At 64.6% G+C, this 23,416-nt stretch carries 18 protein-coding genes, 1 tRNA gene and 1 pseudogene; 14 read left to right on the top strand and 6 right to left on the bottom strand.

Going from position 1 to position 23,416, the window contains the following annotated elements; translation table 11 throughout:
• Window positions 1-11 precede the first annotated feature (11 nt).
• On the top strand, window positions 12-581 hold the full coding sequence (gene pth, locus SLG_RS08515; protein ID WP_014076050.1) for an aminoacyl-tRNA hydrolase: 570 nt from the start codon (window positions 12-14) through the stop codon (window positions 579-581).
• 61 nt (window positions 582-642) lie between these two features.
• Here the strand turns inward: pth and SLG_RS08510 are convergent, their stop codons facing one another.
• On the bottom strand, window positions 643-1,266 hold the full coding sequence (locus SLG_RS08510) for a septal ring lytic transglycosylase RlpA family protein (protein WP_148276537.1): 624 nt from the start codon (window positions 1,264-1,266) through the stop codon (window positions 643-645).
• 236 nt (window positions 1,267-1,502) lie between these two features.
• Here SLG_RS08510 and SLG_RS08505 point away from each other — a divergent pair, with 236 nt between their 5' ends.
• On the top strand, window positions 1,503-3,386 hold the full coding sequence (locus SLG_RS08505; protein WP_014076048.1) for a PhoX family protein: 1,884 nt from the start codon (window positions 1,503-1,505) through the stop codon (window positions 3,384-3,386).
• An 83-nt stretch (window positions 3,387-3,469) separates the two neighbouring features.
• Here the strand turns inward: SLG_RS08505 and SLG_RS08500 are convergent, their stop codons facing one another.
• A complete protein-coding gene (locus tag SLG_RS08500) occupies window positions 3,470-5,248 on the bottom strand; it encodes a hypothetical protein (RefSeq protein ID WP_014076047.1) in 1,779 nt (592 codons plus the stop codon).
• Between the two features lie 194 nt (window positions 5,249-5,442).
• Between SLG_RS08500 and ychF the strand changes: the two genes are divergently transcribed.
• The 4 genes from ychF (at window position 5,443) to SLG_RS08480 (ending at window position 9,177) form a co-directional block, all read left to right on the top strand.
• Window positions 5,443-6,540, top strand: coding sequence for a redox-regulated ATPase YchF (ychF, locus tag SLG_RS08495; protein WP_014076046.1), 1,098 nt, complete (start codon window positions 5,443-5,445; stop codon window positions 6,538-6,540).
• Between the two features lie 72 nt (window positions 6,541-6,612).
• On the top strand, window positions 6,613-7,044 hold the full coding sequence (locus SLG_RS08490) for a group II truncated hemoglobin (protein ID WP_014076045.1): 432 nt from the start codon (window positions 6,613-6,615) through the stop codon (window positions 7,042-7,044).
• Window positions 7,045-7,114: 70 nt separating this feature from the next.
• On the top strand, window positions 7,115-8,665 hold the full coding sequence (locus tag SLG_RS08485; protein ID WP_041392955.1) for an alkaline phosphatase D family protein: 1,551 nt from the start codon (window positions 7,115-7,117) through the stop codon (window positions 8,663-8,665).
• Between the two features lie 47 nt (window positions 8,666-8,712).
• Complete coding sequence (locus SLG_RS08480; protein ID WP_014076043.1) at window positions 8,713-9,177, top strand: MaoC family dehydratase; 465 nt, start codon at window positions 8,713-8,715, stop codon at window positions 9,175-9,177.
• A gap of 29 nt (window positions 9,178-9,206) precedes the next feature.
• Here SLG_RS08480 and mutL read toward each other — a convergent pair whose 3' ends face one another.
• Window positions 9,207-11,036 carry a DNA mismatch repair endonuclease MutL gene (gene mutL, locus SLG_RS08475; RefSeq protein ID WP_041391834.1) on the bottom strand — a complete coding sequence of 610 codons (1,830 nt, stop codon included), beginning with the start codon at window positions 11,034-11,036 and terminating at the stop codon, window positions 9,207-9,209.
• 142 nt (window positions 11,037-11,178) lie between these two features.
• On the opposite strand from mutL, the gene SLG_RS08470 reads away from it, so the two are divergent.
• The 6 genes from SLG_RS08470 to SLG_RS08445 all read left to right on the top strand — a co-directional run bounded on the left by SLG_RS08470 (window position 11,179) and on the right by SLG_RS08445 (window position 17,336).
• The gene (locus SLG_RS08470) at window positions 11,179-12,222 is read left to right on the top strand and encodes a rod shape-determining protein (RefSeq protein ID WP_014076041.1); all 1,044 of its coding nucleotides are present in this window, start codon (window positions 11,179-11,181) and stop codon (window positions 12,220-12,222) included.
• 16 nt (window positions 12,223-12,238) lie between these two features.
• Complete coding sequence (gene mreC / locus SLG_RS08465; protein ID WP_014076040.1) at window positions 12,239-13,141, top strand: rod shape-determining protein MreC; 903 nt, start codon at window positions 12,239-12,241, stop codon at window positions 13,139-13,141.
• The gene (locus tag SLG_RS08460; protein WP_014076039.1) at window positions 13,141-13,653 is read left to right on the top strand and encodes a hypothetical protein; all 513 of its coding nucleotides are present in this window, start codon (window positions 13,141-13,143) and stop codon (window positions 13,651-13,653) included. The genes mreC and SLG_RS08460 overlap by 1 nt, the downstream gene beginning before the upstream one ends.
• Window positions 13,638-15,740, top strand: a complete 2,103-nt coding sequence (gene mrdA, locus SLG_RS08455; RefSeq protein ID WP_148276535.1) for a penicillin-binding protein 2 — start codon at window positions 13,638-13,640, stop codon at window positions 15,738-15,740. Before SLG_RS08460 ends, mrdA begins: the two co-directional genes overlap by 16 nt.
• The gene (gene rodA / locus SLG_RS08450; protein ID WP_014076037.1) at window positions 15,737-16,852 is read left to right on the top strand and encodes a rod shape-determining protein RodA; all 1,116 of its coding nucleotides are present in this window, start codon (window positions 15,737-15,739) and stop codon (window positions 16,850-16,852) included. Before mrdA ends, rodA begins: the two co-directional genes overlap by 4 nt.
• A gap of 408 nt (window positions 16,853-17,260) precedes the next feature.
• Window positions 17,261-17,336, top strand: a tRNA-Lys gene (locus SLG_RS08445).
• A 230-nt stretch (window positions 17,337-17,566) separates the two neighbouring features.
• Here SLG_RS08445 and SLG_RS08440 read toward each other — a convergent pair.
• Complete coding sequence (locus SLG_RS08440; RefSeq protein ID WP_041392951.1) at window positions 17,567-18,295, bottom strand: hypothetical protein; 729 nt, start codon at window positions 18,293-18,295, stop codon at window positions 17,567-17,569.
• The gene (locus SLG_RS21305) at window positions 18,288-18,785 is read right to left on the bottom strand and encodes a hypothetical protein (protein ID WP_148276534.1); all 498 of its coding nucleotides are present in this window, start codon (window positions 18,783-18,785) and stop codon (window positions 18,288-18,290) included. The genes SLG_RS08440 and SLG_RS21305 overlap by 8 nt, the downstream gene beginning before the upstream one ends.
• Before the next feature lie 255 nt (window positions 18,786-19,040).
• Here SLG_RS21305 and SLG_RS22460 point away from each other — a divergent pair.
• Window positions 19,041-19,396: pseudogene (locus SLG_RS22460) on the top strand (ParD-like family protein).
• A 381-nt stretch (window positions 19,397-19,777) separates the two neighbouring features.
• Window positions 19,778-22,006, top strand: coding sequence for a TonB-dependent receptor domain-containing protein (locus SLG_RS08430; protein WP_148276533.1), 2,229 nt, complete (start codon window positions 19,778-19,780; stop codon window positions 22,004-22,006).
• A 59-nt stretch (window positions 22,007-22,065) separates the two neighbouring features.
• Here SLG_RS08430 and SLG_RS08425 read toward each other — a convergent pair whose 3' ends face one another.
• Window positions 22,066-23,367 (bottom strand): alkaline phosphatase family protein, encoded by a 1,302-nt coding sequence (locus SLG_RS08425; RefSeq protein ID WP_014076033.1) that lies wholly within the window; start codon window positions 23,365-23,367, stop codon window positions 22,066-22,068.
• Between the last annotated feature and the right edge of the window lie 49 nt (window positions 23,368-23,416).

Below are 23,416 nucleotides of genomic sequence, written 5' to 3'. Positions count from 1 at the left end.
GGAGCGCATCTGTGCAACTCTGGGTTGGCCTCGGCAATCCCGGGACGCAATATGCGCTCCACCGCCACAATGTCGGCTTCATGGTGCTTGACGTCATGGCCGAAGATCACGGCTTTTCGCCCTGGAAAAAGCAGTTTCAGGGCCTGACCGCCGAGGGCCGCATCGGGCCCGAGAAGATCCTTCTCCTCAAACCCCAGACCTTCATGAACGAGAGCGGCAGGGCCGTTCGCGCGGCTTGCGATTTCTACAAGCTGGATGTCGGGAACGTGACCGTCTTTCACGACGAGCTCGATCTGGCGCCCATGAAGATGAAAGTGAAGCGCGGCGGCGGCACCGCCGGGCATAACGGCCTGCGTTCGACCGAAGCGCATGTCGGCAATGCCTTCCGCCGCGTGCGCATCGGCATCGGTCATCCCGGCCACAAGGATCGTGTGACGGGCCATGTGCTCGGCAATTATGCCAAGAGCGAGATCGACCCGCTGGCCGACCTGCTCGGCGCGATGTCCCGCGAAGCGGAATGGCTGGCGAAGGGCGATGACGCCCGCTTCATGAGCGAAGTCGCCCTGCGCCTCGCGGATTGAGGGTGCCCCGAAAGGGTTCCCGGGCTCACTAGGATTACCCCAGTATCAGAACCCCGCGCCTTCAGCAGCGTGCGGTCTGTGCGCCGCAGCCGCCCTGCCCCGTGCGTGAGTCCGCAAGTGCGGCGCGCCAGAGCGTCAGCGTCGATTCCGCGACCCGGGGGCGCGCCATGGCCTCGCGACCGGCCCGAAGACGCGCGCGGTCGCTTTCGGGGGGCTCGACCCGGCGCACGCGCACGGCAGCCACGCCTTGCCGCTCGATGCCGAGCAGGGCCGCAGCGCCTTTCGAGAGATCGATGATCCGCCCGCTGGTGAAAGGCCCGCGATCGTTGATCCGCACCAGGATCGTCCGCCCGGTATCGAGCGCCGTGACCTCGACATAGCTCGGCAGTGGCAGCGTCGTATGCGCGGCGGCGATCGCGCCCTTGCGGAAGCGTTCGCCATTTGCGGTCATGTTGCCGGATTCGTCGCCATACCAGCTCGCATAGCCGAGGCGGTCGTAGGCACGATCGTCGGCCGGGGTATAGGTCATCCCGCGCACGGCATAGGGCTTGCCGATCCGCACCGGCGTGTCGCTCACGGGGCGGTATTTGGTGGAAGCGCAGCCGGCGAGAAGCAGCGCGAGCCCGGCAAGGGTACTCAGGCCGTATCCGCCGCGTCGGCGCGGAGCCGACGGAAGAGCCCTCATCTGATCGGCACAGGTCATGCGCGCTCTCTAACGCAGCTGCGCCCGGCCGGGAAGCCGCCCGCTGCCGTAACGGATCGGACATGGTTCTGCCGCGCAATGGTCATGCAACTGTCATGGCGAAGCAACGCTCCGGCAATGGTGATGACATGAACGGCTGCAATCAGGTGGGCGCCAAGGGCGGGGGCAGCCAGCCGTCGCTTCCGCATCCGAGCCAGACTGCCAACAAGGGGAAAATCATGTCCTATCTCACGGATAAGGCGCGCGCGCCCTATCGCACCGAAGTCGAAGGCGAGCCGCAGCCCAACAGCCTTGAAGCCATCGTTGCCGCGAATCCGTCGCGTCGCAGCCTGTTGCGCAATGGCCTGTTCGGCCTGTCCATTCTCCCCGTCGCTGCCATGCTTGCCGGCTGTGATGACGATGATGATGGCCCGGTGACCATTCCGACGCCGACCCCCACACCGACCCCCACGCCCACACCGACCCCCACGCCCACCCCGAGCTACACGATCGGCTTCACGTCGGTGCCCGCGAACCGCAACGACACCGTCACCGTTCCGACCGGCTACAAGGTCGAGGTGCTGCTGAAGGCCGGTGACTCCATCGAGGCCGGCACACCTTATTCCGGCAGCTTCCCCACCCTCGAGCAGGCCGAGAAGTGGTCCGGCGGCAATCATGACGGCATGGAGTATTTCGAGCTGTCCGGCACCGATGCGAACAAGGGCGGACTGCTGGCCATCAACTTCGAATATCCCGATTTCAACATCCTGATGGCGAGCGTGCCGGACATCGCGACGGCCACGGCCGAGCAGAAGGCGCTCGCTCTCTCCGCGGTCGGCATCGGCGTGATCGAGGTCGCCGCCGATTCCACCGGCAAATGGGCGGTCAAGGCCGGCTCGAAGTACAACAAGCGCTACACCGGCAATTCCAGCTATCGCGCCGGCGGCCCGGCCGCAGGCCTGCTCTCCGGCACGATCAAGGGCATGCTGAACAATTGCGCCAGCGGTCGCACGCCCTGGGGCACTTACCTCACCTGCGAGGAAACGACGGACAACTATTTCGATCCCGCGCAGCCCGAGCAGAACTATGGCTGGGTCGTCGAGATCGATCCCTATCTCGAGCTGGCCGCGCCCACCAAGCGCACCGCCATGGGCCGCTTCAGCCATGAGAACGTCACGTTCCTCGCAAACACCGATCGGCGCGTGGCCTTCTACATGGGCGACGACAGCACCCCGGGCTGCATCTACAAGTTCGTTCCGGACAGTGCCTACAGCACCACCAATCGGGCGGCGAACACCAACCTCCTCGACTACGGCACGCTCTATGTGGCGAAGTTCAACGCTGATGGCACTGGCGAGTGGCGCGCGCTCGTCCACGGCCAGAACGGCCTGACGGCGACCGCGTCCGATCCGGGCAATGTCAGCCAGAGCACGACGCCGCCTGCGCCCACGCCGGTCTCGTTCGCGAACCAGGCCGAAGTGCTCGTCAAGTGCCAGTCCGCCGCGCGCGTCGCCGGCGGGACGGTGATGGACCGCCCGGAATGGATCACGGTCGCACCCGACGGCAAGGCGATCTTCGTCACGCTGACGAACAACAGCGGCCGTCGTGTGGTCGATGCCGCCAACCCGCGCGTCACAAATCGCCACGGCCACATCCTGAAGTTCCGGGAAAGTGGCGATTCTCCGCTCGCGACCAGCTTCACCTGGGAGCTGTTCCTGCTCGCGGGCGATCCCGCCTGGGCACCGGGCGGCGCGAATCTGGCCGGCAACATCAATGGGGATACCTTCTCGAGCCCCGATGGCATCCGCATCGATCCGCAGGGTCGCCTGTGGGTGCAGACCGATCACAGCGTTCCCGGCTCGTCCGGCGTCTCGGGCGTGTCCATCGAGGATACGATCGGCCACAATGCGATGTTCTACATCGACCAGACGACGAAGCAGTCCAAGCGCTTCCTCGTCGGTCCGGAAGGCTGCGAGATCACCGGCCTCGCCTACACGCCGGACCTGCGCACCTTTTTCGTGAACATCCAGCACCCGACCGGCAACTGGCCGGTGTCGGGCCAGCAGCCGCGGTCCTCGACCGTGGTGGTCACGCGGACGGACAACCAGCCGGTCGGCAACTGATGCAGAGCGGCACCGGCGGCGGAACCCCTGCCGCCGGTGCCTGCGCCATTGCATGATTCTTCCGCGGCAAAATCACCACCGGGTCATTCCGGCACGAACGTGCCTGATATCCAGTTGCCGCCCCGGCGCTCCCCATTCTGTTCTCTCACGGCGGGTCCGTTCGGGAGCCCGTCCACCATTCGGACATGATAGCGCTCCCCCGAGGAGTAACTCAGTATCCCGTAGCCGCTTGGCAGGTCGCGCGCGAACTGACCCTTGAACTCGCGCCCGTCGGGCCAGCGCATCACGCCGTTTCCGCTGAACCAGTTGGCCTGAAAGTCCCCGGTATAGTCGCGATACTCCCAGCCGGCGGTACCAGGACGACTGACCACATAACGTCCCAGTCCTTCGTAGATGAGCCCGCTGCCGGCAAGCGTGAGCTGCCCTTCATATCGATTGCCTTCCCGTCCGGACATCGTCTCGGTTGCTACGCCGTGGAATGGCTCGACCGGATCGACGGTTTGCCCCGCATAACGATGACCTCCCAGCGGCGTCGACGAATAGCCCTCCGGTGGCGGGATCAGGGCCGCGCGCGTTTCGGCGACGAGGGCACGGTTGATTTCCTGCTGGGCCGCGATCGCACTTTCATCGGCCCTTGCCGCATAAAGCTGCGCTGCGGCGATGAGGCTGTCGAACTTGGCATCCGGGACGATGGAGAGCGGCGGCAAGCCGAGGCCGTGGCGCTCCAGGATGCCTTGCTGCTCGAAAGCGCTCAGGCAATAATTCGCCCGCACCGGCGGAGATTTCAGTAAGGGGTTGCCCGCAATGAAGGCCCAGGTCGCTGCCATGCTGTCCGTACCGGATAGGCCGAAGGCCGGATCGCTCAGGAACTCTGAAAGCTTGTCGCAGACGCGATTGAATGTCGTCTGGTCGGCTGCCCGGCTCAACAGCAGATAATCGTCGCCCATCGCCTGGCGAACATGGGAGGAAAGCGGCAGGCCGTCGATGTAGCGGTCGCTGATCCGCCTGGTCGCCACAGGATCCCAGCGGCCATCGCCATATTGGATGCTGGATGGATCAACCGGCGCATTGTTCACCAGGACGGAAGCCACCGGCACCACGGCGACGTGCAGATTGCCGCCCGCTGAACTGTCCAGATATTTGCCGAGCGTCAGCCGTCCGTAGAAGGCCTGCGTCCCGGCAGGGTCGAGCCCCAGGTCGACGGCATTGCCGAAATCCGCATTCCGGTTGAACTTGGAGGTAATCAGATCGTCGAGCCGCTTGATCTCGGCCTTCTTGTCAGCGGCGAGCGCCGAAATCTTCCGCAGATAACTGATGCCCCCGAGCAAGTCGCCCAGCTGGCTGATGGCGCCGCTGACATTGGATTCCGCGCGGTGCTCCGCCGCGTAGGAAATCTGGACAACCACCCTCGAGGTTGAATCCGCTGAGAAGATCGGGCCTTCGAGCCCGTCCTTGGTCAGTTTTTCCACGGAGAAATGCTCGCCGCCCCTGTCGCTCTTGAAGATCTTCATCAGCGTGTAGCTGCCGACCAGCTCGTCCGGCCGCCCGCCCCCGGGCTTTGCGACGATCCGTGCGACGACCAGCACCGTGTCCGTGTTGGAGACGAAAAGCGATCTCAGGAAGGTGAGAAAGCTCCTCCGCTGGTTTCGTTCGAGCCCGTCCAGATAGGCGTCGAGATTCATCCGGTCGTTGTTGAAACTGATATAGGCGGCCGCGTAGCTACTCTCGCGGATATCGGGGAAGCAGTTCCGGTAGCGTATCTCGGAAGCATCCGTCGTCGTGCTCTGCGGCTGACATTGCGCGAGACGCGTCGGAAGAGCGACGTCTTGCGCGCTCGCATCGCCGGCAATGGCCAGCGACAACAGAAATGGACACCATATAGCCGGCTTCATACGTCCCCCCTTGAACCCCTCGATCTTCTACACCGGCGGCGTTTCCAAGTGAACAGGATCCATGAGGGCGCAGGCGACGGCAGCGAGCGGGATACCCTTCGCACTGGCATTGCGCCCACCCCGGCGTTAATGGGCTGCCAATCGCTCTATCGAACGGACGTCCAATGGGTTTCAAATGCGGTATCGTCGGCCTGCCCAATGTCGGCAAGTCGACCCTTTTCAATGCGCTCACCGAGACGCAGGCGGCGCAGGCTGCCAATTATCCCTTCTGCACCATCGAGCCCAATGTCGGCCAGGTGGCGGTGCCCGACGCCCGGCTGGACAAGCTGGCGGCCATCGCGGGCAGCCAGAAGATCATCCCCACTCAGCTGGCTTTCGTGGACATTGCGGGTCTGGTGCGGGGCGCTTCGAAGGGCGAGGGCCTTGGCAACCAGTTCCTCGGCAACATCCGGGAAGTGGACGCCATCGTCCATGTGCTGCGCTGTTTCGAGAATGACGACATCCAGCATGTCGACAATCGCGTCGATCCCATCGCTGATGCCGAGACGGTCGAGACCGAGCTGATGCTCTCCGATCTCGAAAGCCTCGAGAAGCGCGTGCCGGCTTATCAAAAGAAGGCGACCGGTGGCGACAAGGAAGCGAAGATCGCGGCCGCCGTGCTGGGCCGCGCGCTCGACCTCCTGCGCGAAGGCAAGCCCGCCCGCCTTGTCGAGCCCCATGACGAGGAGGAGGCCCGCATCTTCCGCCAGGCGCAGCTCCTCACGTCCAAGCCGGTGCTTTACGTCTGCAATGTCGAGGAAGAGAGCGCGGCGCAGGGCAATGCCTTCAGCGCCCGCGTGTTCGAGAAGGCGAAGGCCGAGGGCGCGCAGGCAGTCGTGGTGTCCGCCGCCATCGAGGCCGATCTGGTGACGATGCCGATCGAGGACCGCGCCGAGTTTCTGGAGGCCATGGGCCTTGAGGAAGCCGGTCTCGCCCGGGTCATCCGGGCCGGGTATGAGCTGCTCGATCTCATCACCTTCTTCACCGTTGGCCCCAAGGAAGCGCGGGCCTGGACTGTCCACAAGGGTGCGCACGCGCCCGAGGCCGCGGGTGAGATCCACAGCGATTTCCAGAAAGGCTTCATTCGCGCGGAAACCGTCGCATTCGACGATTTCGTGGCGCTCGGCGGCGAAGCGAAGGCGCGCGAGGCGGGCAAGCTGCGCGCCGAAGGCAAGGCCTATGTGGTGCAGGACGGGGACGTCATGCATTTCCTTCACAGCTGAGCATTCACAGCAGCTCGGCGTGCCTTGATCCCGATCAAATGGAGGATGCGGCGCGGATGATAGCGCCGCTTCATGGATGAATTCGCCTCCCCCTTTGAGCGCCTGGGCAGTCGCGCGGCGATCGCCCGGCTTGCCGAGCGCTTCTACCAGATCATGGACAGCGATCCGGCTTATGCGGAGCTGCGCGCCATGCACGGGCCGGACCTCGTGCCGATGGTCGCATCGCTCACCGATTTCCTGGTCGCATGGACGGGTGGACCGCGGGACTGGTTCGAGCAGCGGCCAGGCGCCTGCATCATGTCGATGCATGTCGTGCTGCCGGGTCTTGCGCGAACCACCGCCACGCAATGGATCGATGCCATGAGCCGCGCGATGGCCGAGACCCAGCCCGGTGACGCGCAGGTGCGCAAGCTCGTGCTGGAAGCGCTCGGCCGCATGTGCGACGGCATGGCCGCGCGCGCCGCGCATCTGGCCTCGCAGAGGGAGACGCTGGCGCAGGCGTGAGAGGCAGCGCGACCTCATCCTCGCCAGCCTGTCCCTGACCCGTCACACTTGGCGGTTAATGCATCCGGCCATGCTGACACGTAGAGATTTCCTGTCCACCGGCGGCACGGCCGCTGCACTGGGCATCGCCGGCGCGCCTGCCATCGTGCGCGCGCAGAACTGGTTTTCGGACACGCCCTTCCGGCTTGGCGTCGCCTCGGGCGATCCCGCGCCGGACGGCTTCGTGATCTGGACGAAGCTGGCGCCCGAGCCCTTCGCGCCGCATGGCGGCATGCCGATGTCCGCCCTGCCCGTCCTGTGGGAAGTCGCCAGCGATGACCGGTTCGCGACCATCGTCGCCAGCGGCACGGCCACGGCCCGGCCGGAGCTGGGCCACAGCGTCCATGTGGAAGTCACCGGGCTCGAGCCCGACCGGCCCTACTGGTATCGCTTTCGCCTCGGATCGGATCGCTCGCTCTTCGGCCGCGCACGGACCCTGCCCCGCGCGGGCGCGCCAGTCTCCTCGCTCAGGTTCGGCGTGTGCGGTTGCCAGCATTACGAGGCGGGTCTCTACACCGCTTATCGGCATCTCGCGCAGGAAGACCTGGCCTTCGTCTTCCATTATGGCGACTTCATCTACGAATATCGCTCGGACTATGCCTTCCAGCAGGGATTGCCCGTGCCCAAGGTGCGCGATCACCGGCTCCGGGTACTGTATTCGTTGGACGATTACCGTGCGCATTATGCGCAATATCTGCTGGATATCGATCTGCAGGCCGCCCGCTCCCGCCATCCCTTCCTCTCGACCTTCGATGATCACGAAGTCGAGAACAATTGGGTGCAGGATTTCCAGCAGCATGGCGATGTGCCGCCGGAGATTTTCGCCCTGCGGCGCCAGGCAGCGATGCAGGCCTGGTACGAGCATATGCCGGTGCGCCCTGCCATGATCCCGCACGGCCCCCTCATCCATGCCAATCGTGCGCTGCATTATGGCGATCTGGCCAGCATCAACCTGCTCGACACCCGCAGCTTCCGGTCCGACCAGCCTTGCGAGGATGGTTTCCGGCCCTTCTGCGCCGACGTGGCGGACCCGAAGGCGACCGTGCTGGGGCAGGCGCAGGAAAGCTGGCTGGACGCGAACCTTGCTCGCAAGGACGCCGTGTGGACCTGCCTCGCCCAGCAGGTGATGATGATGCCGCTCGACAGGCGACGCTCCGAAGAAGAGACGGAGAAAATCCTCAATCTCGACAGCTGGGCCGCCTATGACGCCCCGCGCAATCGCCTGATGCGCCGCCTCGCGGGCGTCGACAACGCCGTCGTGCTGACCGGCGACGAGCACCAGAATTTCGCCGGGCTCCTGTACGATCGCGATCGCCCCGTCGCTGTCGAATGCGTCACCACGTCCATTTCCAGCGGTGGTGACGGGCAGGACAAGCGGCCCGGAACCGACATGATGATGGCCAACAATCCCCAGCTGCGCTTCATGAACGATCAGCGCGGCTACAGCGTGTGCGAAGTGACGCCGGAGGCCTGGCGCACCCATTTCATGGTGCTCGATCGGGTATCGACGCCGGGCGGCACGCTCAGTCGTCGCGCGACGGCGACCGTCCCGCGCGGAACCGTCGCTCTGGACATTGGCTGAGCCGCATCCGACAATGGGCTTTTGCTGGCAGTGGGCAGTTCCTGACGATGAGCTATTACTGGGAAGATCTCGAACCGGGCATCAGCGACAGTTTCGGCCCCTTCACGGTCGACCGCGAGGAAGTGATCGCCTTCGCCCGGCGCTACGATCCCCAGCCCTTCCACCTCGATGAGGACGCGGCGGCGCAGACCCATTTCGGGCGCCTGGCCGCCAGCGGCTGGCACACCTGCGCGATGATGATGGCCGCCATGGTCGAGCGCTGGCAGGCTGTCCCCGGCTGGCAGGAACAGTCGCTCGGCGCGATGGGCATCGATGAGCTGCGCTGGAAGCGCCCGGTCTTCCCCGGCGACGTCCTGCGCGGCAGCAGTGAACTGATCGAGAAGATCGCCAGCCGTTCCCGCCCGGAAATGGGTATCCTCAAATGGCAGACCCGCATCGTCAACCAGCATGACGAGGATGTGCTGAGCCTCATTTCCATCGCGATGCAGAAGCGCCGCCCGGCAGACGGGTAAGGCGCGCAGCCGCGCGGCTGACCCGCCGCTCAGTGGCGGCCGAACAGCTTCTCGATGTCGCCATGGGCGAGCTTGATCCAGGTCGGGCGGCCATGGTTGCACTGGCCGGAATGGGGTGTCACCTCCATCTCGCGCAGCAGGGCGTTCATCTCGGCGACCGAGAGGATGCGTCCGGCGCGCACCGAGCCGTGGCAGGCCATGGTGGCCGCGACCAGATCAAGCCGCGCCTTGAGGGACGTCGCATCGCCGAGCGCCGCGAGATCGTCCGCCAGATCGCGCACAAGCCCGGCAACGTCGCTCAACCCGAGCAGCGCGGGTGCGGCGCGCACCAGCATGGCGGCGGGGCCGAAGCGCTCGATCTCCAGGCCCAGCTCGGCCAGTTCGGGGATCCGCGCCTCGATCCGGTCGCAGGCGGGCTCGTCCAGCTCGATGACTTCGGGCAGCAGCAGCGCCTGACGAGCCACCGCGCCATCGGCCAGCGCCCGGCGCATCCGTTCCAGCACCAGCCGCTCGTGCGCGGCGTGCTGATCGACGATGACAAGGCCGTCCTCGGCCTCCGCGACGATATAGGTCCGCGCCACTTGCCCCCGTGCCACGCCGAGCGGAAATTCGCGCGCGTCCTGCCCCGCCGGGGCCGCCGGTGATGCCGGTTCGGCGCGGCCCGAGGGTGCGAAGCCGGAGAAGCGCGCTTGCCGGTCGCCCAGGAGCGGCGCGCCGCCATAAGCGCCGCCCCGGGACATCGCGCCCACTCCGATCCCCGCTCCCGCTGGCCCGAACGGCATGCCCTGCGCAGCCAGGGCGGCCATCTGTTCCATGGCCGCCGGCTCGCGCTGCCAGAGATCACCCGAGCCGGCCTCGGGGCGATTGGCGACGCGCATCCCGGCCTCGTCGAGCGCGCGGCGCAGCCCGCTCACGATCATGCCGCGCACGAATGCCGGGTCGCGGAAGCGCACTTCGGTCTTGGCGGGATGGACGTTCACGTCCACCTCCTCCACCGGCAGCGCCAGGAACAGCGCCAGCACCGGATGCCGGTCCCGCGCGATGAAATCGGCATAGGCACCACGGACCGCGCCGACCAGCAGCCTGTCGCGCACGGGCCGCCCGTTCACGAAGAGATACTGATGATCCGCGCTGCCGCGATGGAATGTCGGCAGTGAGGCCACGCCGGCCAGCGAGACGCCTTCACGCTCCAGCGCGACGATCACATGATTGTCCGCCAGTTCGCGGTCGATGATCTGGGCCACGCGATCCTCGCGATCCTGCCCGCCGGGCAGCGAGAGCACGCGCCGGCCGTCATGCTCGAGCACGAAGCTCACGTCGTTGCGCGCCATGGCGAGGCGACGCACGATGTCGAGACAGGCGGCATATTCCGAACGGGCACTGCGCAGGAACTTGCGCCGGGCCGGCACGCGAGCGAACAGGCCGTCCACTTCCACGCGCGTGCCGGCCGGCATCGCGCAAGGCACCAGTGGCGCGATGGCGCCATTGTCGCAGATGAGGCGCCATCCGTCGGCGCCCGGCTGCCGGCTCGACAGGGTGAGGCGCGAGACGCTGCCGATGGAGGGCAGCGCCTCACCGCGAAAACCGAGCGTGCGGACCTGCTCGATCGCCTCGTCGGGCAACTTGGAGGTGGCGTGGCGCTCCAGCGCGAGCGCGATCTCCCCTTGCGCGATGCCATGGCCGTTGTCGGTCACGGCGATGCCGTCAAGGCCGCCTTGCCGCAGCGTCACGGCGATCGTGTCGGCGCCCGCATCCAGCGCATTCTCGATCAGTTCTTTGAGCGCGCTGGCGGGTCTTTCGACCACTTCGCCAGCGGCAATGCGATTCACCAGAGTCTCGGGCAGGCGGCGTATTGACATCTGATGGCGACTAGACCAAGCGAGCGACCTACGCGAGCGAAAGCCATTCATTTCCTGAAATGGTTGGAGTCGCCAGAGCGGACATTCCCAAAGGATCGCGAAACGCGCCGGTCCCGGCGCGCTGGCATGAACAGGACATTCGATGTCGTTTTTCTCCAATTTGTTCAAGTTCACTTCCCGCGACATGGCGATCGACCTGGGGACGGCCAATACGGTCGTCTACGTCCGGGGCCACGGCATCGTCCTCAACGAGCCCTCGGTGGTAGCGGTCGAGACGATCAATGGCGTCAAGCGCGTCAAGGCCGTGGGCGAGGATGCCAAGCTGATGATGGGCAAGACGCCCGATTCCATCGAGGCGATCCGTCCCCTGCGCGACGGCGTGATCGCGGACATCGATATCGCCGAGCAGATGATCAAATGGTTCATCAGCAAGGTGCACGGCCATCGCCGATTCCCGCGCTTCCCGGAAATCGTGATCTGCGTGCCCTCGGGCTCGACCAGCGTCGAGCGGCGCGCCATTCGCGATGCCGCGAGCAATGCCGGCGCGAGCCAGGTGTTCCTGATCGAGGAGCCGATGGCCGCCGCGATCGGCGCCGACATGCCGGTGACGGAGCCGATCGGCTCGATGGTCGTCGACATCGGCGGCGGCACGACGGAAGTCGCCGTGCTTTCGCTGCGCGGCCTTGCCTACACCACCAGCGTGCGCGTGGGCGGCGACAAGATGGACGAGGCGATCGTCTCCTATGTCCGCCGTCACCACAATCTGCTGATCGGCGAAGCGACCGCCGAGCGCATCAAGAAGGAATATGGCATTGCCCAGAAGCCGGCGGACGGCGTGGGCGCCATCATCCACATCAAGGGCCGCGATCTCGTGAATGGCGTGCCCAAGGAAATATCGATCAATCAGGGCCAGATCGCCGACGCGCTGGCGGAGCCGATCGGCACCATCGTGGAAGGCGTGCGCATCGCGCTGGAGAACACGGCGCCGGAGCTGGCGGCCGACATCGTCGATCAGGGCATTGTCCTCACCGGCGGCGGCGCGCTGCTCAAGGGGCTTGACGAGGAACTGCGCGACGAGACCGGCCTGCCGGTCACCGTCGCCGAGGATCCCCTGACTTGCGTCGCGATCGGGACGGGGCGCGCAATGGAGGACCCGGTCTTCCGCGGCGTGCTCCAGACCGCCTGATCAAGGGCGGCGCGTCGTGCCGCCACCAGGAAAGAGGCGCCCCGGCTATGACCGGAAGGCGCAATATGGCCTGTTCGCCAGCTATGTGATCGCTCTTGCCGGCGCGGCCCTTGGCCTGCTGCTGCTCATGATCTCGATTGCCGACCCGACCGGGTTCGCGGCGCTGCGATCCGTCGCGGCCGAGATCACGCGGCCCGTGTCCAGCGGGCTGCGGACCGTGGTGGTGGGAATCGGCAATCTGGACGAGGCGGTCGCGGCCTATATCAATGCCGGTGCCCAGAATGCCGCGCTGCTCAGGCAGGTGGAAGCCAATCGCACCCGGCTGATCGAGGCGGAGGCCATCCGGCAGGAGAATGCACGGCTCAAGCGCCTGCTGCGGCTGACCGAGAGCGAGACCGGCGTGGTTTCCGCCGGGCATCTCATATCCTCCACGAGCAGCAGCGCCGCGCGCCTCGCCCGTCTGGACATCGGCCGCGCGCGCGGTGTGCAGCCGGGCATGCCCGTCCGCGCGCCGGAGGGGCTGGTCGGCCGCGTGCTGCGCGCCGGGCCCAACAGCTCGGACGTGCTGCTGCTGATCGACGAGGGCAATGTCGTGCCGGTGCGCCGGACGACGGACAATATTCCCGGCATCAGCTCGGGCCGTGGCGATGGCACCGTCGAGATCCGTGCCCTGAATACGGAGCGCAATCCCTTCAAGCCCGGGGATATCCTCGTCACGTCCGGCATCGGCGGCATCTATCGGCCCAACATCCCCGTCGCAGTCGTGGCGCGGCTGGAAGGGGACCGTGCCGTCGCCTTCCCGCTCGCCAATCCCTCGCGCGTGGAGCTGGTGCTGGTGCAGACGCCCTATCGGCCCGCCGAGGCCGCCCGCGAGGCAGCGGCACGTGAAGTCGAAGCCAGTAATGCGGGCGCGGAATAGTGCCGCGCTACGATCACCGCATTGGCCGGGACCGGACGCTCCTCCACATCCGGGGGACGCCGGTCGTCTCGGTGATGATCGGCTCGATGATCGTCGCGGTCGCCCCGGTGATCGCGCAGACGCCGCTCCTGCCGCCCTTTGGCCTCATGATCTTCCTCGCCTGGCGCCTGCTGCGGCCGGACATCTGGCCCTTGTGGGTGGGATTGCCGCTTGGCCTGTTCGACGATCTCATGAGCGGACAGCCGCTCGGCAGCGCGATCTTCCTGTGGACGATCATCCTCCTTGCGCTCGATTTCGAGAGCCAGCGCCACACCTGGCGGGACTACTGGCATGGCTGGTTCGTCGCGTCCGTGGCGATGGCCTTCGCGCTGGCCGGGGGCTGGCTGGCAGTGCATCTTGCCGGCCATGGCGGGCCGATCATTCAAATCCTGCCACAGATTGCCTATAGTATCGGTCTGTTCCCGATCATCGTGCGCCTTTGCGCTGCACTCGACAGATGGCGATTGCCGTGAATCTCTTTGGCAAGAAGACCGTAACCGACGCCAGCCAGTCCTTCACGTTCAGCCGCCGGGCCTTCTTCCTGGGCGCGGCGCAGGTCACGGTCGGCGGGCTGCTCGTCGGCCGCATGGGCTGGATCGCCATTGCCGAGAACGAGAAATACCAGCTCCTCTCGGAGAGCAACCGGGTCAATCTCACCATCACGCCGCCCCGGCGCGGGTGGATCGTGGATCGCCGCGGCCTGCCGCTCGCCTCCAACCGCACGAACTTCCGCGTCGATCTCATTCCCGACCGGTTGCAGAACCGCCCCAAGGTGATCGCCGAGCTGACCGACCTGCTCAAGCTCGATCCCAACACGGTGGACCGGATCGGCGAGGATCTGGACAAGGCCGCCGGTTTCCAGCCGGTGCAAGTCGCCGATGACCTCAGCTACGAGCAATATGCCGCCGTATCGGTGCGCCTTTCCGAGTTGCCGGGCGTCGCGCCCGCGCAAGGCTTCTCGCGCCATTATCCCGCCGGGCCCGCCGTGGGCCATCTCCTGGGCTATGTGGGCGCCGCCTCGGCAGAGGATTATCGCAAGACGAAAGACCCGCTGCTCATCACGCCGGGCTTCAAGCTCGGCAAGCAGGGGCTCGAGCAATCGCTGGACACGCTGCTGACCGGAAAGCCCGGCGCGCGGCGCGTGGAAGTCACCGCGCGCGGCCGCGTCGTGCGCGATCTCACCACCCGGCCTGATACGCCCGGCCGCACCATCAAGCTCACCATCGATGCCGGCCTTCAGGAATTCGCCGGCCGGCGGCTCGGCACCCAGAGCGGCGCCGTGGTCATCGTCGATTGCCTGACCGGGGACATCCTCGCCTCCACCTCGATGCCGAGTTTCGATCCCAACAGCTTCTCGGACGGCATATCGCATCTCGAATGGGAAATGCTCTCGAAGGACGATCATGTCCCGCTGCGCAACAAGACGCTGGCGGGTCTCTATCCCCCCGGATCGACCGTGAAGCCCATGATCGCGCTGTCCTTCCTGGAAGCCGGCCTCGCGCCTGACGACACCGTCACCTGCACGGGTGCGCTGCGCGTCGGCAATCGCCTGTTCCACTGCCATTCGCGGCGTGGCCATGGCCGGGTGGACATGCACCGCGCCATCGAGCAGAGCTGCAACATCTACTTCTATTATTTCGCGCAGAAGATCGGGATGGACGCGATCGCCGCGATGGCTCGCCGGCTGGGGCTGGGCCAGCGCTTCGATCTGCCCTTCCCCAGCCAGAGCTACGGCACCGTGCCGGACCCCGCCTGGAAGAAGCGCAAATATCAGCAGGAGTGGCAGACCTACGACACCGTCAACGCCACCATTGGCCAGGGCTATATGCTGGTCAATCCCACGCAGATGGCAGTGATGGCGGCGCGCCTCGCCACGGGCATGGATCTCCAGCCCCATCTTCTCATGGACGGGAAGAAGCACGAAGGGCAGCCGCTGGGCATCGGGCTCGATCATCTCACCGTCATTCGCAATGCCATGAAGGATGTGGTGAATGGCGGCGGCACCGGACGCGCCGCCCGGCTCCCCATTCCGAACATATTGCTGGCAGGGAAGACCGGCACCGCACAGGTAGGCGCCGTCTCCGCCCGGGGCATGGGCAGCGCATCCCTGCCCTACAAGCGGCGCGACCATGCGCTGTTCCAGGGCTTCGCGCCTCATGACAACCCGCGCTATGCCATTGCCTGCATCGTCGAGCATGGCGGCCATCTCGATCGGAACCAGGATGCGCCGATGATCTCTGGCGATTGCATCACTTATCTGTACGATCCGGCCAAGGCGATGGAAAAGCTCACCAATCTCGAACGGAGCTGGGGCGGGACGCCGCAGCAGCGGCTGGAGCGGCAGCTCAACGAGTTCCGCGTCGCGCGGGGCCTGGCCGCGGCCGCGCCGATCCTGGAAGCCGCCACCGGGAATGGGAACGCATCCGACCCAGCCAATGCGAGCGGCGCCACCAGTGCCGGCGAGAGCGCGCCCGTCGCCGGGGACGATCTCGGGGCGGAGGACGAAGCCTCTCTCTCGATCGTCCGGCCCGCCGGCCAGAACGCCGTGGACCCCGAATGAACCGGCTGGTCCCCGTCCCCGATGCGATCGCGCGCCTCCCCTGGCGGCTGTACGTGCTGCTGATCGTGCTCGCCTCGTTCGGCGCCATCGTTCTCTACAGCGCCGCCGGCGGCCATGTGACGCCGTGGGCGGGCATGCAGATGGTCCGCTTCAGCATCTTCCTGGTGATGGCGGAAGTCATCTCGCGTGTGCCTTTCCGCTACATCAGGATGAGCGCCTTCCCGATCTATGGCGTGGTGCTCGTCGCTTTGTTCCTCGTGGAGCTCATCGGCGGGGTCGCCGGCGGCAGCCAGCGCTGGATCAATCTCGGCTTCATGCAGTTGCAGCCCTCCGAGTTCATGAAAGTGGCGATCGTGCTTGCCGTCGCCCGCTTCTATGCGCTCCTGCCCAGCGCTTTCATCCGGACGTTCATGGCGATCTGGCCGTCGCTGGTGCTGATTGGCATGCCTGTCCTCCTCGTGCTCCTCCAGCCGGATCTCGGCACGGCGAGCATGATCGGGTTCGGCGGCGTCACCGTCATGTTCCTCGCGGGCCTGCCGCTCCGGCTTTTCGTGAGCGCGGGGCTGGCGGGCGCGGCGCTCATCCCCATCGCCTTCAGCTTCCTGCATGAGTATCAGCAGAAGCGCGTGCTGATCTTCATGGACCCGGAGAGCGATCCGCTGGGCGCGGGCTATCACATCAGCCAGTCGAAAATCGCGATCGGCTCGGGCGGCCTGTTCGGCAAGGGCTTCCTGAACGGCACCCAGAGCCATCTCGACTACCTGCCCGAGGGCCATACCGATTTCGTCTTCGCCACCATGGCGGAGGAATGGGGCATGATGGGGGGACTGGCGCTCATCATCGCCCTGTTCCTGCTGCTGCGCTGGGGCATGCGTGTGGCGCAGCGCACCGAGGACCGCTTCGCGCGCCTCGTCGCCGGCGGCCTTACCACCACCATCTTCCTCTATATCGCCATCAACCTCATGATGGTGATGGGCATGGCGCCCGTGGTGGGCATCCCCCTGCCCTTCATGTCCTATGGCGGATCATCGATGCTCACCGTCATGCTGTGCGTCGGCATCATCATGAACATCGATCGCAACCGCAAGGCGCTGGGCGAACGCTGGCCCTGAATGCAAGGGCGGCGTGCTGGGGAGGCTTGCGCGCGGACCATGACGGCCAGCCGGAGCGCTTTCCCCGGCACCGCAGGCAAGGTCATTACAAGCGCCGGACGCCTGTGCTGAATGCGACGCACCAACGGCGCGCAGGCCGCCCGCATCGCTCTGCCGGGCCCGCTGGCATTCTACCGACCGCCTCCCCCACGCCCGCAGAGCGCGACCGAAACGGCCATCCACCCCGCATTCGCCTCTCAGGCGTGGCGTCACCGCCCCATTTCAAGTCCGTCCCCTTCCCCCTCTTCACCTCCGGAACGATACAATCACCGCATCGCGCATTTTTTGTTTGGCAACACCCAAACCCCATGCTAACGGCGCCGCTCCTGAACGGGACCGTTGCATTGCAGGGTCGTTTGTTTGGCGAGTGGACGCATAGCTCAGTTGGTAGAGCAGCTGACTCTTAATCAGCGGGTCCTAGGTTCGAGCCCTAGTGCGTCCACCACATTTTCTTTCAAATACAGTAACTTACCCCGCGAGGGGATCGCTCCGAGCGCTGCCAGTATTTCACCCATAAGCAAATCGTAAGCAGTGGCGGCACCCGTAAGCGTCACCGGTGACAGGGCGACGAACCCCTGCCGGTGGGGGTATGTGTCAAATTGCAGAAAGCGTCGGCCCCATCGCCAGCTTCTTAACATGCGGGTGAATTTGCCGGAAAATGCGCTCGGGCGTAATTCAGACCTGGAATTGCTCGAATACGTTGAGGATGAGCGTTTCGATATGGCTGGCGACCATGTTCGGCCCGATCTTGAGGCTGTTAGGATGACCACACCCGTTCCGCAGCTTCAACGCCTTCGCCAGTTCCTCCTTCACGTTCTTACCTATGACACCAATCGGGACGAGCCGGTCGAGAAAATCGGCCTCTTGCATCTTGGAGAGGCCGTCCTCGTTGACCGCCGCCTTCCACTTGGCATTGAACTTGTGCGCCTCGGCGTTGAACGCGGCGAGATGATTGGCGACAACCTCGCGATACAGCACGTCTACCGCCGCTACCCACGACATAACGATGGCCGAGCGATATAGCTTCGCCTCGTGGCACTTGATGGCTTCCTCGACGAACGCCCGTGTGGTCACGTTTTGAACATTGGCGAGGTGTTTCCGAAGATCAGCGGCAACCTGCATCGCTGCTGGGCTGATCGACTCCACGCCGAGATTGCGGAGGTAGTTCTTGCCAGTCTCGGCAAGTTCCCATCCCGATGGTATCCGCAGAGCTAAACCACCACTACGGCCTAGCACCTGCGATAGATTCCACTTCTTCGGAAGCTTGAAACCCGCTTCCTCCGAACGCGAGCGTAAGTCGGCAAGCTGAACGGGCTGGTCGAATGTAGCGAGTATGAGGAGCAGCTTATCACGCGCACCAAGATCGCGATGCAGCCAGTCCTTCAGCCCGGCGACATCAAGCAAGTGCTGCCGCCAACTTTTGATGCTCCTCAGACTTAAGAGAATACACCCCATCACCGATTTGATTGAACTTTGAACCCACCAATGTACCAAGAATTTTAGTCAAATTGCTCGACATATTGGCATTGTAGTGCATCGTTGCCTTTTTCATTGTGTCCAGCAATTCGGTGCGTGAAAATGTTTGCTTACCCTCACAAATCTGAAGGGTTGCAGCTGCTGCAAGTGCCACTTCCGAGCCACTCTTCGCTTTGAGTGTCTGAGCGACGCTGTTGACATGAAGCTTCTTACCCCCTCCGCTACTTGCGTTGCCCGAGATAACAGGAGGCGCAGGCTCTACGGGCGTATGTGTCTCTCCGCCCTCCGCCAGTATAGGAACCTTGAACAAGGTCTCGATATGAGAGAACAAGTCTTTAATGTCGGTGACCGCTAATTCAGTTTCACCTTCATATTCAAACTCAACCGGACCGGCTTTAATTCGGACTTTTGCAACCATGAGATTTCCCCGTTAGCCGCTGCCCCCAGCGGTCACGAAGAAGATGGATCGCTACTTAAAAAAGTCAAGAGTAAGGCGTAAAACGACTTACGTTACTTACGGTAGACGTATCGACGTGCTGTGGTGCAAAAATTATCACATCTTCTGAGTTACTTACTCCGACCGACGGTCAAACCTATGGTTTGGCGGTCCCTGGGAATAGCTGCTAGTTGGTACCGAGGTAGCGAAATGCTACTTCGGCACCAGAGGTGATCCATGGCCCAGTCCGTCAAGCTTGGCGACGACATCATGAACATCGCGCGCCGGGAATCCGAGTTGCAGAGCCGTTCGATCGCCGGCCAGATCGCGCATTGGGTCCGCATGGCCGTGCCATCGAGAAATCGGGTAATTTCGATCATGCCCGCATCACCGCCACTCTGGCCGGTGACATGGAAACCACGGACCTCACCCATGAGGAAAAATATGTCTGGCTCGACGGCTTTGTGGACAAAATGGCGCGGCCCGGTCCTGACGAGACTGCGTTCTTTGACCGGCGGCTGAAGCTCCGTCTGGGCGTCGGTCTCGACGAAGCCGGGAACCTCGTGCTCGGGAAATCTGCCGGCAAGGGATGAAGCCGACGATGATCGCGCTTGCCGGGCCGATGATGCATATCGGCGTCCATGCGCCGGACCTCTCTATCGCGCGTGTCGGTACGCACGTCCATGAAGGCGGGCATATCGTCCCCACGAACAATTCCCGCCTAAACCAGCCGCCAAACCACTGTCTGACATTCGCGAACGGGCGGCCTGGTCTATGCGTTGCCGCGCCTGCCCCGGCTGGATCAGATCGGTCTATGAAGTCGATCTTGATATCTCGGGGCAGAAAGCGCAATCCCTCTTGAAATTACGGTATAACATATCATACACGCCCGCTCTGCAACTCAGGGCGGAGCAAAGTCATTGCGTTTACGACATATTTCCCATCGCGCAGCAGCGCTTCTCGCAACGGTCGCCATGTCCGGCCCCATGCCCGCATGGGCACAGGAACCGCAAGTGGAGCGCGACGATCCGGACCCGAGGGAGCGCGGTTCGGCGCGCAGAGACATCGTGGTGACCGGCCAGTCGCTGAGAACGGAAGAGACAGCCCTGCCAGTGCAGGTTCTGGCCGGCGACGAACTCGCCCATCGCCGTCAGGGCGGGCTGGGTGAGACTCTGGCCGGTCTGCCAGGCGTGCATCTGGACAATTTCGGTGGCGGCGCGTCGCGCCCTGTCATCCGGGGCCAGACGCTGCCGCGCATCGAGGTGCTGACCGATGGGGCCAATCTGTTCGACGTGTCGTCCATCTCGCCCGATCACGCCATCACCGCCGATCCGCTGCTGCTCGATGCAATCGAGATCCAGCGCGGCCCTGCGGCGATCCATTATGGCGGGAATGCCACCAATGGCGCGATCAACCTGATCGACAGCAAGGTGCCGAAGGTCGTTCCGGTCGGCGGCCTCACCGGCGCTACCGAGGTGCGTTTCGGCACAGGCGACGAGGAGAAGACACTCGTCGGCCGTGTGACCGCCGGGCTCGGGCAATTTGCCATACACGCCGAGGGGGCGCGTCGCAGGGCCGATGATTATGACGTGCCGGATGCCTTTGGCACGGACAAGCTGCGCGATTCCTTTGCAGACAGCACCAGCTACGCCTTCGGCGCATCCTGGGTCACGTCAAAGGGCTATATCGGCGCGTCCTACAGCCGGATGGAAAGCGAGTATGGCCTGCCCGGCCACAGCCACATCAACGGCGTGTGCCACACACATGGCCTCGATCTGCATTGCGAGGCGCATGGCGGGTTCGACGATCCGTTCGGCGGGTCCGACGACCATACTGCCTATATCAGGCTGCGTGCCGACCGGGTCGACCTGCGCGCGGACTATGATGATCTTCTGCCCGGCCTTGCCCATGTGCGCCTTCGCGGATCCTATACCGACTATGCCCATGACGAGATCGACGGTGACCTGCTGTTCACCCGCTACACCAACGAGGTCTGGGACGGGCGGCTCGAGCTGACCCACAAGCCGATCTTCGGCTTCACCGGCACGCTGGGCGTTCAGTATACCGACGGCAAGTTCAGCGGCATCAATGTCGAAGACCTTCACGTGCCGTTCCCTGACAATGCTTATGGCACCGTCCCGCCTTATTATCACCTCACGGAGAATGTCGGCATCTTCCTGAGCGAGCGCCGGTCATTCGGTGCGGTCGATGTCGAGCTTGCCGCCCGCAAGGATTGGCGCAGGACCCGGGCCGCAAGACCGCAGTTCCTGTTCACGCTGACGCCGGACATGGAAGCGATCTACGACACGATCTTCCGCGATTTCTATGGGCCCGACTGGAAGAAGGCGATCGAGGACGAAACGATTGAATCGTTTCTCAGCCGCAATCCGCCCGTCAGGCATGATCCGTTCTCGGTCTCGTTCGGCGCGACATGGAATGTCGGCAATGGATACGCCGCGTCGCTGTCGCTTGCGCACACCGAGCGCGCCCCGAGCGTGCGTGAGCTTTACGCGCGCGGGAACAATCTCGCCACAAACAGCTATGAGCTCGGGCTCGCCGCCCGAAATCCCCTCCTCAACGATGCCGGTATTGCGCCCGAGGATGTGCTCGAGACCACGGACGCGATCAACCTTACCTTCCGAAAGACGGGCGGCCCCCTCGCCTTCGAAGTGGGCCTGTTTTACCAGGATATCGAGGATTATGTCTTCGCGCGGCTGATCGAGACCGAAACGGAAACCGGGGTCCGGCACAACTTCCTCATCTACACGGCCGCCAACGTCCGCTTCGCCGGGATCGACGGGCAGATCGGCTATCAGCTGACGCCGCAATCGCGCGTGACGATCTTCGGGGACTATGTGGATGCCAGGCTGAAAAGCGAGGATGACAATCTTCCGCGCATTCCCCCCGGCCGGCTCGGCGTCCGCTATGATCTCACCGCGGGTCCCCTCTCAGGCGATGTGGAATATTATCACACATTCGAGCAGGACAAGATCGCCTCTTATGAGACGCGCACGGCCGGCTATGACATGCTCAACGCGACCTTGAGCTACCGCTTCGATCTGGGCCGGGCAAAGGCGGTGGAATTCTATGTTCGCGGCACCAACCTTCTCAACGAGCTGGCGTTCGCGCACACCTCGTTCGTGAAGGATCAATCGCCGCTGCGCGGCCGCAGCGTCGCCATCGGCATGCGTCACGCATTCTGACCCGGGCGAGGCGGCGGGCGTCGGGTGCCTGCCGCCTCATCTGAATCGCGATCACCAGATCATTCGCCAACGTCCAGCGGCGCGCCCCGCGCAGCGGCAAGGGGCACATGCAGAAATCCGGCAAGCGTCGGGGCGATCCGGCGCATGTCGATCGTGCCGAGATTCCTGTTCGCCGCTATCCCCTCGCCCACCAGGATGAGAGCGGCGTGCATGTCCCGGCGCGTGTTGGTGGTCGAATAGGCGCCGTGCGAGCCGCCTGCATAAGCCTGGCTGAACGGCCCTTTCATCGCATTTCCCATGCGATAGCCCGGCTTCAGGGCGATCACGAAACGCGCCTGATCCGACAAGCCGCTGTGCCGCAAGTCCTCGGCGGGCAGGATGGCGGCGATGCCGGCTTCGGGTTGCCGGGCGAGCTTTCCAAGAAATGTGGCGACCTCCGCCTCCAGCGCACGATTGCCGGGGTCCTGCAGCACGACCATCGCGCTGCCGCCGACATACCATGCAAAGGCGCGCCAGGATTTCACTTCGCTGCGCGTCTCGTCCGTGAAGGTGATGAGCCCGGCATCCGCGAAGGCGATGTTCAGGTTGACCTCCCGGGTCGTCCGGTCGAAGCCGTGGTCGGACGCGATCGCGATCACGCCCTGCGGGTTCTGAGCTCGATACGCTGCCACGAGCTTGCCGATTTCCCGGTCGATCCGTTCCAGCGCCGCGCGACCCTCTGCCGAGCCCGGCCCGTGGGCGTGCTGTTCCTTGTCGTGCGACACATAATGCACCGTCAGGAGATGAGGCCGATATTCGGTGATGATCCGGATCGCCTCCCTGGTGATCTGCTCGTCGTCGGTGGAATCGCCGTTATTGATGTTGACATCGATCGGCGCGGCGCCCCGGGTCACGGGCCAGTAAAGGCTGGCTGTCCGCAGCCCGGCCTCCTTCGCGGCCGACCAGAGCGTCGGCACCTTGATCGCCTCATACTGACTGTAGGACTCCGGCAGCCTGGCCGTTGCGGCAAACGGACGATTGTTGAACACGCCGTGCTCGATCGGGGAAACGCCGGTCACCAGCGTCGTGTGATTGGGATTGGTGACGGTCGGGTTGACGTTGACGACGCGCTCGGCATGGCTGCCTTCGTGCAGCAGGCCGCGCAGCACCGGGAGGTTCGGCCGGTCCTTTTCGGGCCCGAGCAGGCTATCGGGCGAGAAGCCGTCAATGCTGACGAGAAGAACCGGGCGATGCGGCTTCTCCTCGCCATGCGCCTGGCTCACGCTTTCATCCGCTTGCGCCAGCGACGAGGCAGCGAGTGATGGTGCCTGGGCCAGAAGCAGGGCGCAGGTCGCGCCGATCATGATGCGAAGGAGGTTCATGGGCTGTCCGTGCTGGCTTGGCGGGGATGGAAGGCGGCGCGAAGCTGCC

The organism is Sphingobium sp. SYK-6, assembly GCF_000283515.1.
Lineage (GTDB): Bacteria > Pseudomonadota > Alphaproteobacteria > Sphingomonadales > Sphingomonadaceae > Sphingobium > Sphingobium lignivorans.
The sequence above is the reverse complement of the archived record's forward strand: the minus strand, read 5'-3'. Positions and strand labels throughout refer to the sequence as shown.